The 14,174-nt window shown below is 46.9% G+C and carries 17 protein-coding genes; 2 read left to right on the top strand and 15 right to left on the bottom strand.

Annotation, left to right across the window (positions count from 1 at the left end; translation table 11 throughout):
- From pseC to KNO96_RS08780, 9 genes are all read right to left on the bottom strand, one after another.
- Window positions 1-1,173, bottom strand: a complete 1,173-nt coding sequence (gene pseC / locus KNO96_RS08820; protein WP_214703398.1) for a UDP-4-amino-4,6-dideoxy-N-acetyl-beta-L-altrosamine transaminase — start codon at window positions 1,171-1,173, stop codon at window positions 1-3.
- Between the two features lie 41 nt (window positions 1,174-1,214).
- Window positions 1,215-2,180, bottom strand: coding sequence for a UDP-N-acetylglucosamine 4,6-dehydratase (inverting) (gene pseB, locus KNO96_RS08815; RefSeq protein ID WP_214703397.1), 966 nt, complete (start codon window positions 2,178-2,180; stop codon window positions 1,215-1,217).
- A 59-nt stretch (window positions 2,181-2,239) separates the two neighbouring features.
- Window positions 2,240-4,141 (bottom strand): motility associated factor glycosyltransferase family protein, encoded by a 1,902-nt coding sequence (locus KNO96_RS08810; protein WP_214703396.1) that lies wholly within the window; start codon window positions 4,139-4,141, stop codon window positions 2,240-2,242.
- 140 nt (window positions 4,142-4,281) lie between these two features.
- Window positions 4,282-5,100: a flagellin N-terminal helical domain-containing protein gene (locus tag KNO96_RS08805; RefSeq protein ID WP_214703395.1), complete on the bottom strand. Its 819-nt coding sequence runs from the start codon at window positions 5,098-5,100 to the stop codon at window positions 4,282-4,284.
- Between the two features lie 236 nt (window positions 5,101-5,336).
- Window positions 5,337-6,629 (bottom strand): methyl-accepting chemotaxis protein, encoded by a 1,293-nt coding sequence (locus KNO96_RS08800; protein WP_214703394.1) that lies wholly within the window; start codon window positions 6,627-6,629, stop codon window positions 5,337-5,339.
- A gap of 122 nt (window positions 6,630-6,751) precedes the next feature.
- Window positions 6,752-7,075 carry a hypothetical protein gene (locus tag KNO96_RS08795; protein WP_034770911.1) on the bottom strand — a complete coding sequence of 108 codons (324 nt, stop codon included), beginning with the start codon at window positions 7,073-7,075 and terminating at the stop codon, window positions 6,752-6,754.
- Between the two features lie 10 nt (window positions 7,076-7,085).
- A complete protein-coding gene (locus KNO96_RS08790; RefSeq protein ID WP_214703393.1) occupies window positions 7,086-7,913 on the bottom strand; it encodes a GNAT family N-acetyltransferase in 828 nt (275 codons plus the stop codon).
- A 73-nt stretch (window positions 7,914-7,986) separates the two neighbouring features.
- Window positions 7,987-8,166, bottom strand: a complete 180-nt coding sequence (locus tag KNO96_RS08785) for a hypothetical protein (protein ID WP_214703392.1) — start codon at window positions 8,164-8,166, stop codon at window positions 7,987-7,989.
- Window positions 8,167-8,175: 9 nt separating this feature from the next.
- Entirely contained in the window at window positions 8,176-8,661 is a 486-nt protein-coding gene (locus KNO96_RS08780) for a hypothetical protein (protein ID WP_214703391.1), read from the bottom strand.
- 156 nt (window positions 8,662-8,817) lie between these two features.
- On the opposite strand from KNO96_RS08780, the gene KNO96_RS08775 reads away from it, so the two are divergent.
- On the top strand, window positions 8,818-9,315 hold the full coding sequence (locus KNO96_RS08775) for a hypothetical protein (RefSeq protein WP_026825392.1): 498 nt from the start codon (window positions 8,818-8,820) through the stop codon (window positions 9,313-9,315).
- Window positions 9,316-9,434: 119 nt separating this feature from the next.
- Here KNO96_RS08775 and KNO96_RS08770 read toward each other — a convergent pair whose 3' ends face one another.
- Window positions 9,435-9,722: a putative quinol monooxygenase gene (locus KNO96_RS08770; protein ID WP_026825391.1), complete on the bottom strand. Its 288-nt coding sequence runs from the start codon at window positions 9,720-9,722 to the stop codon at window positions 9,435-9,437.
- A gap of 124 nt (window positions 9,723-9,846) precedes the next feature.
- Here KNO96_RS08770 and KNO96_RS08765 point away from each other — a divergent pair, with 124 nt between their 5' ends.
- Window positions 9,847-10,761, top strand: a complete 915-nt coding sequence (locus tag KNO96_RS08765; protein ID WP_026825390.1) for a YitT family protein — start codon at window positions 9,847-9,849, stop codon at window positions 10,759-10,761.
- Window positions 10,762-10,817: 56 nt separating this feature from the next.
- Here KNO96_RS08765 and KNO96_RS08760 read toward each other — a convergent pair whose 3' ends face one another.
- From KNO96_RS08760 to flgL, 5 genes are all read right to left on the bottom strand, one after another.
- The gene (locus KNO96_RS08760) at window positions 10,818-11,873 is read right to left on the bottom strand and encodes a GGDEF domain-containing protein (RefSeq protein ID WP_214703390.1); all 1,056 of its coding nucleotides are present in this window, start codon (window positions 11,871-11,873) and stop codon (window positions 10,818-10,820) included.
- Window positions 11,874-11,967: 94 nt separating this feature from the next.
- Window positions 11,968-12,195, bottom strand: coding sequence for a carbon storage regulator CsrA (gene csrA / locus KNO96_RS08755; RefSeq protein ID WP_026825388.1), 228 nt, complete (start codon window positions 12,193-12,195; stop codon window positions 11,968-11,970).
- Window positions 12,195-12,632, bottom strand: a complete 438-nt coding sequence (gene fliW, locus KNO96_RS08750; RefSeq protein WP_026825387.1) for a flagellar assembly protein FliW — start codon at window positions 12,630-12,632, stop codon at window positions 12,195-12,197. The genes csrA and fliW overlap by 1 nt, the downstream gene beginning before the upstream one ends.
- Before the next feature lie 15 nt (window positions 12,633-12,647).
- Window positions 12,648-13,223, bottom strand: coding sequence for a DUF6470 family protein (locus tag KNO96_RS08745; RefSeq protein ID WP_214703389.1), 576 nt, complete (start codon window positions 13,221-13,223; stop codon window positions 12,648-12,650).
- A 6-nt stretch (window positions 13,224-13,229) separates the two neighbouring features.
- Window positions 13,230-14,171 (bottom strand): flagellar hook-associated protein FlgL, encoded by a 942-nt coding sequence (flgL, locus tag KNO96_RS08740; protein WP_214703388.1) that lies wholly within the window; start codon window positions 14,169-14,171, stop codon window positions 13,230-13,232.
- Between the last annotated feature and the right edge of the window lie 3 nt (window positions 14,172-14,174).

Here is a 14,174-nt window from a genome sequence, read left to right as displayed (position 1 = left end):
TCACTTCCCATATCGTTTTAACACTTTTTTCACCGCATCGATCACATCGTACACATCTTCCTCAGTCATCGCAGGAAATAGAGGGAGTGTAATGATATCTTCATATAGCGTTTCTGCGTGTGGACAAATCCCTTTTTCATACCCTAGCTCTTGATAATATGGCATCCAATGAACAGGAATATAGTGGACGTTGACTCCAATGTTTTCATTTAGTAAGGCCTCAAACAGTTCTTTCCGTGAACCGCTTAACCGGTTTTGATTTAAGCGAATGATATATAAGTGCCAGCTTGACTCTCCACTTTCATCTTGATGCGGTATCGTAATTTCAGATAACTTGCGAAATGCCTCATTATATAAAGAAACATAGTGTTTTCGTAACTCAATAAATCGTTCAATCTTCTTCAATTGGCTTGTTCCAAGGACAGCTTGAATATCTGTCATTCGATAATTGAAACCCAAAAACTGCATTTCGTAGTACCAAGGACCATGGTGATCAACTAACTGTTCAGCACTTTTTGTAATTCCATGGGTCCGAAATCGTAATAATTTACGATAGTACACTTCATCATTTGTCGTGATGATGCCACCTTCACCGGAAGTAATATGTTTAACAGGATGAAAACTAAACATCGTCATATCACTTAGTGCACCGATTCGTTTCCCTTGATAGGTGGCACCTAACGCATGAGCCGCATCTTCAATGACGACTAAGTCATGTTGTTCGGCAATTCGATGAATCTCCTGCATCGCTGCAGGTTGACCTGTAAAGTGGACAGGGATGATGGCTTTTGTGCGTGGAGTGATAGCCTTCTCAATTGAATTCGGGTCTAAGTTATACGTCGTTGGATCAATGTCAGCAAATACAGGTGTTCCTTTTTGATAAAGAACACAATTCGCACTGGCTGCAAAAGTCATCGGGGTGGTGATGACTTCATCCCCTTCACCAATTCCTGCTGCAAAACAGGCACCGTGAAGGGCGGCCGTCCCATTAGAAAAGGAGACAGCATACCGAGATCCAACATACTGAGCGATCGCTTGTTCAAACTCATCAACAGCAGGACCAGTTGTTAAAAAGTCACCTCGTAACGTATCGACCACAGCTTGAATATCTTCTTCATCGATCCATTGTCTGCCATAAGGCAGAAACGTGTTTCTTACAGGTTGATCAATCAATCTAAACTCCCTCTCATCAAAAAATGACTATGCCGTCTTCCTCACTTCACTAACTCTCTTAATTCATCGACCGATAACCACTGATTGTTTACATTACTGACGTATGTAAACCCTTCTGGTAATGATTTTCCGCCATTTGAATATTCTGCACTCCACCAAGGAAACTCAGGTTGAATGACAAAATAATCGTCATACTCTAACGTGTGTCGCGCATCATCTTCCGTAATCATCGCCTCATGCAATTTTTCACCTGGACGAATACCCACGATTTTGATATCGCACTCCGGAGCAATCGCCTCAGCCAAATCAAGAATCGACATACTTGGAATTTTCGGAATAAAAATCTCTCCGCCGTTCATACGTGTCAAACTATCGATAACAAACTGGACACCTTGTTCTAGAGTGATCCAAAAACGAGTCATTCGTTCATCGGTCACTGGAATGACCGTTGCCCCGTCTTGCTTCAACTTCTTAAAGAAGGGTACAACGCTGCCTCGGCTTCCGACGACGTTACCGTATCGAACGACAGCAAATCGTGTGTCTTTATCCCCGGCATATGAGTTACCTGCGACAAACAATTTATCTGATGCCAATTTAGTTGCACCATATAAGTTAATTGGGCTTGCAGCCTTATCCGTGCTTAGTGCGATAACTTTTTTGACACCACGATCAATAGCCGCTTCAATAATATTTTGAGCACCATGAATATTTGTTTTTACGGCCTCGAATGGATTATACTCGCAAGCTCCGACATGTTTGAGCGCCGCAGCATGAATGACAATATCCACACCATCAAATGCACGATAGAGGCGTTCTTTATCACGAACATCTCCAATGAAGAAGCGAATGCGGGAATCTGTAAATTCTTGTGCCATTTCATATTGTTTTAGTTCATCGCGACTAAATACGATGACCTTTTTTACATTTTTTTTTAATACGGCGGAGATGAATTTTTTCCCAAAAGATCCTGTACCACCCGTGACTAAAATTGTCTGATTCGTAAACATACTTATATACTTCCTCTCACATGAACAATTTCAAATAATTAAACTATAGGCTCTACTTGTTACTTAATGGTTTCTGCATACGCTTGCTTTATAGTGTAAAGTTGAGTTTGTAGCTCTTGAATCGACTCAAACATTCGCGACAAAATCGACAGACGTAATGCACTCGTTCGATTGTATCGATTATGGAATTTAATTTTATTTTGAATGATTAATAAATTGACGAGTTGAAGCGGCATGATATGTGTGCGGAAAGATGGCGCTTCAATCATCGCATCCCAATCACGTAGCATTTTTTCAAACTCATCGACAGTCACCGCTTTTTGATTCATAACGCGACGCAATCGTTTTTCAAGCGTTTGTAGTCGCTCGCTCACACTATCTAGTAACTGTTGAACATGTTCAATCGAAACGTTCAGTTCTGCTTCTCTAACTTGTCCAAGTTGCTGTTTTTGAATCGGTGTGTTGTGGAGCGTTTTAAGAGATTGATAAGGTACCTCATCAATCTGGGCACCTTTTTCTGCATAGTTGACCAGTTTTTTACTCAATCCAGGGTGTGACTTGAGTAATGCTTGGTAACTAGTTAAAAAACCAAATAAAATTGGTGTCGTTTTCCCCATCTCACCATTGTTTAATGGTATGTCGTATAACGTTTTATTAAACTGACCATCGTTAGAAGATACCTGTTTCACAGAAGCACTATAATATTCACCTTCTCGCAACGCTAAATCTTGCCCAATTAATCCAATCGAATCAAAATCTAAATAATTCGCAAAAGCAACCGCTGCTAATGCTACTGTTGGATAAGTACTAAACACTGTTTTTGAATAAGACAGTAAATCTTGAGTAATTCGTGCGTCAGCATATGGAATCAACAATCCCTTTGCTCGTTGCGGAATCTGATGATTCACTTGCAATGAATAGACAAGCGGAACATCAATTTCAATATCGTTGAAAAAGTGAGCGTTAGCTTCTCCAGCGTCAATCGATATGACAAAGTCCGGTCGGATTCCATTCTCAAGAAGAACTTTGACTGTCTGACCAATCGCAACGATATAGTAAGCGTGCTGAGCCTGTTTAAGATAAGGGATTGCATCTTCTAGTGAAGGACCCCCTGCAATCATCAGCGCATGGCTTCCTTTATATTTATGTTTGAGGCAATCGATGTTAAAAAGACGAATTGAATTCCGATTTAAGTAGCTCACATTTTGAAATGATTCTTGATACCAACTCTCCGTATACACTTTACGTGTCGTTAAATCAATTCGACTTTCGCTTAAATAATTTCGCACTAACTTTAAAAGGTCTATTAATTCTTCTGTATCTTCATAAAGAGGATGTTTGATGACCTCTGTTTTTAAACCGATAAATGACTGAAATTTTGACTGCAACAATACTTTGTAATGTTCCTTCGAGGCCTCGGACGATAATACTTCCTCACTTTTAACATTTTTCGATAGATCAAATGGGTCAATCGTCAAAACATGATAATCTTTTAGTAGGTTAGCATGAAACAGTCCACTACCATATCCCAATAAGATAATTGCTTCCGTGTCATCATTTATTTTTTTCTGCAAACTTTCATATTCCATAACTGTTTCATTTAAAAAGTAATGGTCTCCATTTTGTTGCTTTACAAGAGCCATCTCATTCTCTTGATAACGAAACGGAATGACAATTTGATTTTGATTTTCTACTGCTAATAATGATTCATATTCTATAATCAATAATTGCAAATTATCATAAACAATATTGGCGTATAACTGCGTGTTCTCTTTTTTGATTGTTTGAAGCTCAGATACATGTTCTGATGTTCGAATCCCATTAGAATGAATGTTTTCTCCAAACAGACGAATCATTTCAACAATCTCATCAAATACATCCCACGCTTCATTTTCAACGAGGAGGATCATCTGATTCGAGATGTCACGAAGCTCTTTTACGATGTTTTTAAATTGTGACATAAGGCACTCCTTATATTTATAATTCATCTGTGTATAGTATACAATTTCAATATACAAATATCGATAGACTGACTAATTTATTTAAAAAAAGGGAAACAGACGTAATGTCTGTTCCCCTTGTATGTGACTTTAAGAAAATCTTAACGTAACAACTGAAGTACAGCTTGTGGCTGTTGGTTCGCTTGAGCAAGCATTGCTTGAGCAGCTTGGTTCAAGATGTTGTTTTTCGTGAAGTTCATCATTTCTTTCGCCATATCTACGTCACGGACACGTGATTCAGCAGCTTGAAGGTTTTCAGCGCCAACGTTCAAGTTGTTGATTGTGTGCTCAAGACGGTTTTGTGTTGCCCCAAGTTTCGCACGCTCAGAAGATACTGTTGTAATTGCCGTATTAATTGTTGTAATCGCTGCGTTTGCACCAGATTGTGTTGAGATGTTAACAGCGTCAATAGCAAGTCCAGATGCAGTCATATCAGCAATTGTCAACTCGATGTTTTGACCAGAGTTCGCACCAATGTGGAATTTAAGACCTGTAGCTGAGAAGCCACCATCCATCAATGTTTTCGTGTTGAACTCTGTGTTTTCAGCGATACGTGTGATTTCACTTGTCAATTCTGATACTTCTTTTTGAAGCTCAGCACGATCTTCATCTGTGTTCGTGTCGTTTGACGATTGAACAGAAAGTTCACGCATACGTTGAAGGATTGAGTGCGTTTCGTTCAATGCACCTTCAGCTGTTTGGATAAGTGAGATTCCGTCTTGTGCGTTACGTGACGCTTGATCAAGACCGCGAATTTGTCCACGCATTTTTTCAGAGATTGCAAGACCAGCAGCGTCATCGCCTGCACGGTTGATGCGAAGACCTGAAGAAAGTTTCTCCATTGCCTTCCCAGAGTTAGTTGTGTTGAACGACATGTTACGGTGTGCGTTCATAGCATTAAGGTTGTGGTTGATAATCATTGTAATTTCCCTCCATAGGTTTGAGTTTTTCCGCTCTTCCAAATCCGTTTGTCCGAGCATGTAAGGTTTAGGCCGGCCCCTCACCTTACATTTGTTGGAACGTTTTATCGTTTCCATACTCTATATCGGAGTGAAGGCTCGGCAGTTTAGTCTTTTTACAACTTTTTTTATGATTTCTTCAAATTTTATATTTATGTAATGAAAAACGCCCCATCATTGGGACGTTTTCAACCTTCTTACACTTCCACCTTCATCTGTTCCGTCTCATTCTGCAAACTCTCTGCGACGCGAACGAGCTCTGTCATCGCCCCGTTCACTTCACCAAGACTTGCCGCTTGCTGGCTCGCCGCTGACGTCACTTCATTCGCATAACGTGATGCTTCTTCGACCATTCCAACAATGCCTGCCGAGTTTGTCACGACCGAATCGATTTGACCACGTGACTCATCGAGGAGTGAATCGACCGAATGGACATGGCTGTACACTTTATTTGCTGAGTTGTGAATCGATGCGAAGGCACCACCCGCTTTTTCAACTAAACCGACACCTGTCTCCACTTCTGCTTTGACGTTCGCCATAGAAGACGATGTATCGCCAACGAGACGCTTCACGTCGACGATGAGATCCGTAATTTCTTGAGTCGAGTTCGCGGTTTGTTCCGCGAGCTTTTTCACTTCTGCCGCTACGACGGCGAATCCACGACCATGCTCTCCGGCACGTGCCGCTTCGATCGACGCGTTTAAGGCAAGCAAGTTTGTCTGTGCCGAGATGTCACTGATGACATCCGTGATACGTGAGATCTCACCCGTCATTTCTGTCAACTGGCTGTTGAGCGTCGATGACTGTTCGACTTTCCCAGCAATCGCATGCATCGCATGAACTGAAGACGACGCAAGACCCTTCCCGCTCTCTGCTTCCTGTTGCATCTCGCTCGCCGAATCAAGCGCCGACGACATCTCTTGACGGATACTCTCCATCGTACGCGCGACCGCTCCGAGCAAGTCCATCGAATTATACGTCGCACTGACGTTGTCTTCTAACATTTTGTTGAGGGAATCCATCGCAGAACGAATACTTTCGCCTGCCACGTTCCCTTCTTGAACGGAAGCTGCGATTTCCTGTGCCGAACCAGTCAATTGGTCCGCCGTGTAACGCATGTTCGTGCCTTGTTCCCGAAGGTGTTCGACCATGTTGTCCATCGACAAGAGTAAACGTCCCATTTCTGAACGATCCGTCGTCTTCTCGTCTGCGAAGTGCACCGTCAAGTCGCCGTTCCCGACTTCGACGGCTTTTTCAGATGCCATTTCGACCGCTTTTAGTGGTCGACGGGCAATCAAGTAGATGACGATGCCGCCGAGTGACGAGATCAGTAACGCCGCGACCGTACCGACGAGCATGACCTGACCTTGTTCCATCTCGAGTTCCGTCAAGAGTAATAGGGTGATGTAGCCGACCGCTCCGCCCGTGATAAAGGATGTGACCAAAATCCACGCGAGCAATTGCGTCGTAAAGTTTTTAAATACTTTCACTGTTTGTTCCTCCTCATTGTGTTCATCACTTACTATATCGTCCATTTTCCAAAGAATGTATAGCGTTTTCAGTTGAACGTTTGGTCAATGAAAAAACGTACCCCGTCAAGGAGTACGTTTCGTCAAAATGCTTCGTCGTCACGTTCGACATGCATCATACGTCGTGGTGTCGTCGCCGCATCAATCGCGAGTGTGATCGCTGCTGCCCAGTGTAGCATCATCCCGACAAACGGGATAAAGCCGAGGACTGAGGCCGCAATGCCGACCGCCGCCCCGTACGAGAATCGATTCAGTCGACTGAACGACAGAATCAATACGATCACGTGGTACACGAACATGAATCCGAGGGGCGAATACCCCATACTGATGATAAACAGACCACCGAGAAGTGGGATTCCGAGAAATGCTTCAAACGCCGCGCCGAGCCATTTTAGATTTTTTACCATGTGGTTCACCTCATAATTCGATCATGTAAAACTCATAACCGCCATTCTCCGCAAAACCGGCACGCTTATAAATCTCGAGCGCCGCCTTGTTTTCCGTCTCGACATCGAGCTCGACTTTCGTCCGACCCATGCGGAACAGTTGTTGCACCATCTGTTTCAACATTTTCGTGCCGTAGCCTTTGCCTTGCTCACCTGCTTTGACCCCGAACGCATGGATGCTTGCCGCGTCATCCCCTGTGAGCAGGGCACGAATCACGCCGATTGGCTTGCCGTCCACTTCACCGATATACGTCACGCGATCTGGCGTGTCGATTTGTTGATAGATGTTTTCCGTCACATCGACCGGGTCACCGAACGCCTCGCTGAGCGTCGCGATGATGAGCGGACGGTCGTCTGCCGTCGCCTCACGTAGTGATACCTCGTCCGGCTTCAAGAAGAGCTCCGCCTTTTTCAAGACGAGATTGTATTCCGAGAACTGGTACGTCGCCTGAAGATGTTCGAGTGCCGCCTTCCCGGATGCCGAGTTTCGGTCGATGACGAACGTGAACGCTTCGCAACCATTCAGTTTCGCGTCCTGTTTCGCCGTCTCGAGAAGTGCCGTGAAGACACCTTGTTTCCGATATTCAGGGTGGACGAGCGCATTCACCTCATACTCGTTCGGGAGATACGGGAAGAGCATGAGATAGCCGACGAGCGTCTCCCCGTCATATACCGCATAATCGTTCTGACCGACCGACTCCTGACCGACTTTGACATCGATCTTGTCGTTCGTATTGACCGCCTGTTCTAACACCTTGACGTCATCTGCCTGTCTTACTTCTTCTACTGTCCAATTCATTCACATCACCTCATCTGTATTGTAGCACAAAGGAAAAAGCCCGCCGTAGCGAGCAGTCTCTTAGTCATTCCGTTCATTTCTGAAAAAGTTGTGTCATTTCTCGCATCGTGACCGAGATGACCACGATTGTGAACAAGGTGACCCAACTTTCAAGCTTCGGCAGATCAAACACATACATGACGATGATCAAGGAGAGCGATACAATCAACCCGCCCGTATAATCCCGTCTTCGACTCGGTAATGTCTTTCGCATACGACCCTATTATAACGTCCGAAACTCTAGCTCAGGGAGCGTCCCGATCAACTCGGCAATCTCATCCGTATGTGCCTCGGCACCCGGGACGGCCTCGGTCGGTTCGACCCAGAAGAACGTCTTATCGTTCGCCCCGAGGTAGTTGCCGTATCCGACCTCTGTCGCGAACGCCTCTTCCGTCAACTCACGGTCGATCAAGTCGAGGTGGAACAGCAGTTGGTCGTCCCCGTCTTCGACGTTATAGTATAAATCGAACGTGCCGTAGCTCTTCGTGTCCCCGATGTCGACAACGTCCTGTGCCTTCTCGATATAGACGTCACCCCGCTCGATCGCCGAGACAATCTTCGATGGCAAAATGATCTCGTAACCGAGCTCACGGTCACGGATCGTCTGAGTCGTGTCCTCCGTCCGCCCCCGGGACGAGACGACACCGACCGTCGCCACCAACGCACCGGTCACACCGAGCGCGAGCGCCCACTTCATCGATTTGTTCACAAGAACCACTCCCTACTTGTTAATGTCTTCACTTGATTATCCCATAAGTCGATGACTTTTCATTAAATATTCTGAAAAAATGTTTCCCCTTACATTGACGACTGTCCGCCAATCCCATACGATGGTAATAACGTACTATAGAAAAGAGGAACTGACATGTCTAACGAAACTACTTTGACGCGCGCCCAGCTCGACGCACTCCTGAAAAACGTCTTCGCCCTGCAAATCCCGGTCATCGAGAAATTCATGACGGATTTGTTTAAACAATACGTCTCGACAGCATCTACGTTCAAGCAAGATATGGACACGATGAAAGCATCTGACTGGCACAAGCATTTCTTCGGTCAAAAAGTGATGCCGCACCTCTTCATCGAGAACCTCGGCTTCGGCGCATCGTTCCGCCACCAAGGTCAAGAGAAGGTCGTCAGCATCCCCGAAAACATGACGGTCGTCAAACCGGACTCGGACGCACAAATCAAAGAGATTTTAGAGAATCTCGATCAGACGCTCGCATCGATGGACGGCGTCAAAAACAAAGGGCTCGTCAAGAAATTTTATAAAGAAACACTTGAACTCATCTGCCAACTCGGTAGCCGTACCGGTATGATGGATGACTTCTACGATAAAGTCAAAGGCAGTTTGACAACAAGTTGATGACCATCCCCTCGTTTCTAATGAACGAGGGGATTTTTCATGTCTCTTTTCGAATTGCTGATTCCCCTTACAATAAAAACGGACAGCTTTCAGCCATCCGTCTCGTCATTCACCCTCTGTCATGACCGTAGTTCGAGCGCGGCGATCCGCTCCATCCGCTCGAGGATTGGCTTCGCCTGGTCGATATACGCCCTCACTTCAGCAAGCGACAACGACGCCGCATGCGCATCCTCACTCCGCCACACTTCATATACGAAAACCGTGTCTGCCTCGTCAAGCGACACGTGGACCCGATACGATTCACAGTCCGAAGTCGCCTCCATCTCACGCGCTGCTTCCGATAAAATCGCCACGAGTCTGTCGCGTTGCCCCGCTTTCGTGACGAGCTTGCCAATCAGTGCGTACATTCTCCATCTTCCCCTTTCTCTTGCATCGACTCATTCCACTTTCCATGTCAGATTTCCTGCCTTGACGGCTCACATGCCTTGAAGGTTTGCTATACTTAAAGAAAATGGAAAGGGGGCACCCCGTATGCAGCGTACACCCATGCCTTCCCCGACACCGGAGGAAGTGCAGCGCTTAAGGCGCGAACATAATCCGATCAAGGCATCCGAACTGTTTGCGAAAGTCGTCCTCTTACTGCTCGGCTCCCTCGTCTTCGCGGTCGGTTTGGAGGCCTTCCTCGTTCCGAACCAAATCATCGACGGAGGGATCGTCGGCGTCTCGATTATCGTCTCGTATTTGACCGAGACGAAACTCGCCATCTGGCTCGTCCTCTTCAACTTGCCGTTCATCTATTTCGGGTATCGACAAATCGGGAAGACGTTCGCCGTCGTCACATTGACGGCAATCTTGCTCATGTCGGCCTTCACCATCGTCCTTCATGACATCAAGCCATTCACCGACGACCTCTTGTTGTCGACCGTTTTCGGTGGCTTTTTACTCGGGGCCGGGATTGGGCTCGTCATCCGTGCAGGAGGTTCACTCGATGGGACAGAGATTCTTGCCGTCTCTTTTACGAACCGCTTACCGTTCTCGGTCGGTGAAATCGTCATGTTCTTCAACATCTTCATTCTCGGGACAGCCGGTTTCGTCTTCAGCTGGGACCGGGCCATGTACTCGCTCCTCACGTATTTTATCGCTTTTAAAACAATCGATGTCGTCTTGGAAGGGATTGATCAGTCGAAAGCGGCGTGGATCATCACGACGGCACCTGAAGAAATCGGCCAAGCGATTATGGACCGGCTCGGTCGGGGCGTGACGTATCTGCATGGAGAAGGTGCCTATACCGGAGACGGAAAGAAAGTCGTCTTCACCGTCATCAGCCGACTCGAGGAGACGAAGCTGAAAGATATCCTCGATGACTATGACGAGAAAGCTTTTCTTGCTATCGGTAACATTCACGACGTCCGAGGCGGACAGTTCAAGAAAAAGAATATTCACTAAACGTGAAATCCCCTATAACCGCTGGACAGGATTTGCCAACGGTTATAGGGGATTTTTTAGGCGAACCTTACCTGATCTCGACCACTTCGCTTCGCTACATACAAGGCTTCATCCGCACGTTCGAACACGACCATACTCGATTCATGTCCTGCGACGGCTGCACCAATCGAGATGGTCATCGGAATGACCTGTCCTTGACATTCAAACATCGTGTGACGCACGGTCTGAACAAGCTCTTCCGCCACTTCTTTCGCATCCTCACTTCCCTCAATCACAAGCAAGAACTCTTCTCCACCGTATCTTCCGACAAATCCTGACGGGGGGCAATTCCGTTCTAACGTCTGCCCAATATGACGAAGCGCCGCATCGCCGGCCAAATGCCCATATGTATCATTCAACTGTTTAAAATGATCGACATCGATGACAAGTAGCGTCCAAGGTTTGCCGGACATCTCTAAGTCATTCATCTGTTCGAGTGTTCGGTACCGATTCGGCAGTCCCGTCAATTCATCAATGGTCGCCCGGTGTGTATGTAAAAGGAACATCCATAGATGGGTCTCAAGCTTTTTCGCCGCCCAATAACAGAGCCAGGCACCAAGCGATAACATGAGAAAGTAAGGGACAAACACGTTAAAAAATACACCTGTCCCGACACTACCCGTCACCTGGATCAAAACGAGTAACGCACCAAATCCGATGTAGACGGCGTATCCTTTCACCCGATTAATGAGCACGCGGGACACCACTAAAGAAAATAAGAAAAAGACGATAAACATGAGAATGGCGTCAACGAACGGGGCACTCATCCCATGGATCGTCATACGTCCGATAAAGATAAGTCCGAGCGTGACAATCGCCCCGAATGGCCCAGCGTAGGTCGCTGATAGCGCAATCGGGATGAGGCGGAAATCAATACGTGCCTCACCGAGTTCGATGGCATTGATCGTCAGGAGAATCGCCGTCAGTCCATTCGACACCCCGAACCAAAATCGGACAAATAATGGAGAAGTTCGTTGAATCGGCAAGACCGTCCGCATCACATAGAATGTAAGCGACATGAATAAAAAGATGAGACTAATGTTGATGACAAATTGATTAATAACCGCTCCCACCAATTCTCCTCCTTCCCTTCCCGTTTCTATCCTATCCCAACTCATCAAGAAATGTCATTCACCACTTATCGATTTCATAAAAAAAGTCGAAAGCTCACGCTTCCGACTGCTTGTTAATCATTTGCTTCATCAAGTTAGCGCTGTTTCTTGCCGACTCGTTTTCTTCCTGCATTTGAATATACACTTCATGACGGTGAATATCGATATGACGCGGGGCATCGATGCCGAGCTTCACTTGGTCACCTTCGATGGCGAGCACCGTGAGCGTCACATCGTCCCCGATATGGATCGCCTCACCTTGCTTCCGTTTCAATACGAGCATCAGCGCACCTCCGTTTTCGTTCCGCCGAGCGGATAGCGTGCCGGAAAGGCGTCGTCTAGGATGACCTGTTTCCCGCGACGTTCTTTCGTCTCGATGACGATCGGTGCCTTCAAATTGAGCGTCGACGACTCGAACGGCTCACGGAGCGTGACGACGGAGTAGACCGATACGTGTTCCGCTTCTTCGATTCCAAGTTGGTCTTTCGCACCGTCTGACAACTCGAACGCATAGTCCGACTTATGCCAGAACGGATTCGTCACGACGAACGCGCAAGCCTGTTCCTCAATCGATTGAAGCGACCAGAACGGCAACTCTTCACCATACGGAATCAAGACGAACGTCTTCGAATCCGGGAATCCCGGAATCTCACTGACGAACGTGATCGTCTCCGCTTCATTTATTTCAACCTTGCCAAAGTAATCTGTTTCAATGAACATGGATTGTCCTCACTTTCAACGCGTTTCATCATACATCCCACCGACCGGCCATATCTCGAGTGACGCCTGTTGACGGAGCGAGATGTCCGTCGTCCATGGCGTAAATGAGATGTCCGTCGGTGTAAGGGATACATCAATTTGGGGTGGTGTGATATTCCACTCGATTTTCACATCCGCCGGCGTATACGTCAACTTGACACGGTCAATCGATTTCGGCATATAACCCATCTCGACGATTGGGTATGGGTCGTTCACCTTTTCCGCTGCCATCGATGGGATCGGATTCCCGTTCTCGATGCGCATGAGGCGGTCCCCGTCCCGGGCTATGTTCGCCATCGCCTCACGGGCACCTTGCTCTCCCATCTGACCGAGATATTTCCCGAGTTCAAGCGCACCTTTCAAGTTGCTCTCGCTTCTCGCCACCGATGAATCGACCTCGAGCTTCCCCGGTATCGTCTGTTGCGTCATCTCGGCTTTCCCTTGCTGGATAGAAAGATCAGCACGCCCTTGACGCATCTCGAGCACGGGACGATTAGAAGTCATCTGGATTGCGGCATATGTCTGCCGCATCTCAAGTCTTGCGAGATTCATGATCGCTTACCGGAGAAAGTCGAGGAGCGTCGGTTGGATGATGCGGGCACCTGCAGAGAGTGCTGCACGGTGGACCGTCTCATGTGACTTCAGTTCCATGATGACTTTCTCCACATCGATATCTTCGTTGTCGGACATGATCGTTTTTGCAATGATTTCATGATCCTGCAAGCGATTATCTACAAGTTCCAAACGGTTCGCCCGGGCACCGAGTTCGGCGCGTTCTGTGATTAAGCTCTGACCGAGTGTGTCGAGCGTGTCGAGTTCCGCCGACAGGTCGGCGCCGCCTGTCGCTGGATCATTCAACATCGTCGTCAATTTGTGAAGACCTTCGAAAAGCTCTTTCCCAAAGATTGTCTCCGGTTGCATGTTCACTTGCACTTTGATACCTTTTGACACCTCGAATTCAATTTTTCCAGTCGTTGTCGGGGCTCCCGCAACGTCCGTATAAATCGTATTCACGTCTGCTGTAGCACTCGAATCAGCAAGGTACGCTTTAAGATTATCGATATCGATCAACGGTTGGTCTGTTTTCGTTCCGTTATAAATATACTTCTCGCCCGCTTTCGAATTTGCGAGGGAGCCGATATGTTCAATCAATTGGTCGACCTCACTCTTGATGATGGCGCGTTGCGAAGATTCATACGTATCGTTCGCGGCTTGCGTCGTCAATTCACGAATCCGTTTGACGGCTTCCGTCACTTCGTTTAGCGTCGAGTCCGTCAAGTCCATCCAACTTGTCGCCTCGCTGACGTTACGGCGGAATTGATCGACTTCACGCACCTCCGTCCGGTACCGGATCCCTTGCATCGCGACGACCGGGTCCTCTGATGCTTTTTGAATCCGTTTCCCGCTGATGAGTTGTTCATGGACGCGAGCGAGTGTGTTATAGCTACTTGATAAATGCTTCAAGTTCGTCTGTGTGAGCATCGTCTGTGTGACACGCATCAG

The organism is Exiguobacterium sp. s89 (genome assembly GCF_018617735.1).
GTDB lineage: Bacteria > Bacillota > Bacilli > Exiguobacteriales > Exiguobacteriaceae > Exiguobacterium > Exiguobacterium marinum.
Note: the sequence above shows the minus strand (reverse complement) of the source record. Positions and strands in the feature narration are given on the sequence as shown.

Bases quoted from the DNA above. Each gene is read 5' to 3' on its own strand.
- pseB (WP_214703397.1), bottom strand. From the start codon at position 2,180: ATGTTTACGAATCAGACAATTTTAGTCACGGGTGGTACAGGATCTTTT.
- KNO96_RS08810 (WP_214703396.1), bottom strand. From the start codon at position 4,141: ATGTCACAATTTAAAAACATCGTAAAAGAGCTTCGTGACATCTCGAAT.
- KNO96_RS08805 (WP_214703395.1), bottom strand. From the start codon at position 5,100: ATGATTATCAACCACAACCTTAATGCTATGAACGCACACCGTAACATG.
- KNO96_RS08795 (WP_034770911.1), bottom strand. From the start codon at position 7,075: ATGGTAAAAAATCTAAAATGGCTCGGCGCGGCGTTTGAAGCATTTCTC.
- KNO96_RS08790 (WP_214703393.1), bottom strand. From the start codon at position 7,913: ATGAATTGGACAGTAGAAGAAGTAAGACAGGCAGATGACGTCAAGGTG.
- KNO96_RS08785 (WP_214703392.1), bottom strand. From the start codon at position 8,166: ATGCGAAAGACATTACCGAGTCGAAGACGGGATTATACGGGCGGGTTG.
- KNO96_RS08775 (WP_026825392.1), top strand. From the start codon at position 8,818: ATGTCTAACGAAACTACTTTGACGCGCGCCCAGCTCGACGCACTCCTG.
- KNO96_RS08770 (WP_026825391.1), bottom strand. From the start codon at position 9,722: ATGTACGCACTGATTGGCAAGCTCGTCACGAAAGCGGGGCAACGCGAC.
- KNO96_RS08765 (WP_026825390.1), top strand. From the start codon at position 9,847: ATGCAGCGTACACCCATGCCTTCCCCGACACCGGAGGAAGTGCAGCGC.
- csrA (WP_026825388.1), bottom strand. From the start codon at position 12,195: ATGCTCGTATTGAAACGGAAGCAAGGTGAGGCGATCCATATCGGGGAC.
- fliW (WP_026825387.1), bottom strand. From the start codon at position 12,632: ATGTTCATTGAAACAGATTACTTTGGCAAGGTTGAAATAAATGAAGCG.
- KNO96_RS08745 (WP_214703389.1), bottom strand. From the start codon at position 13,223: ATGAATCTCGCAAGACTTGAGATGCGGCAGACATATGCCGCAATCCAG.
- flgL (WP_214703388.1), bottom strand. From the start codon at position 14,171: ATGCGTGTCACACAGACGATGCTCACACAGACGAACTTGAAGCATTTA.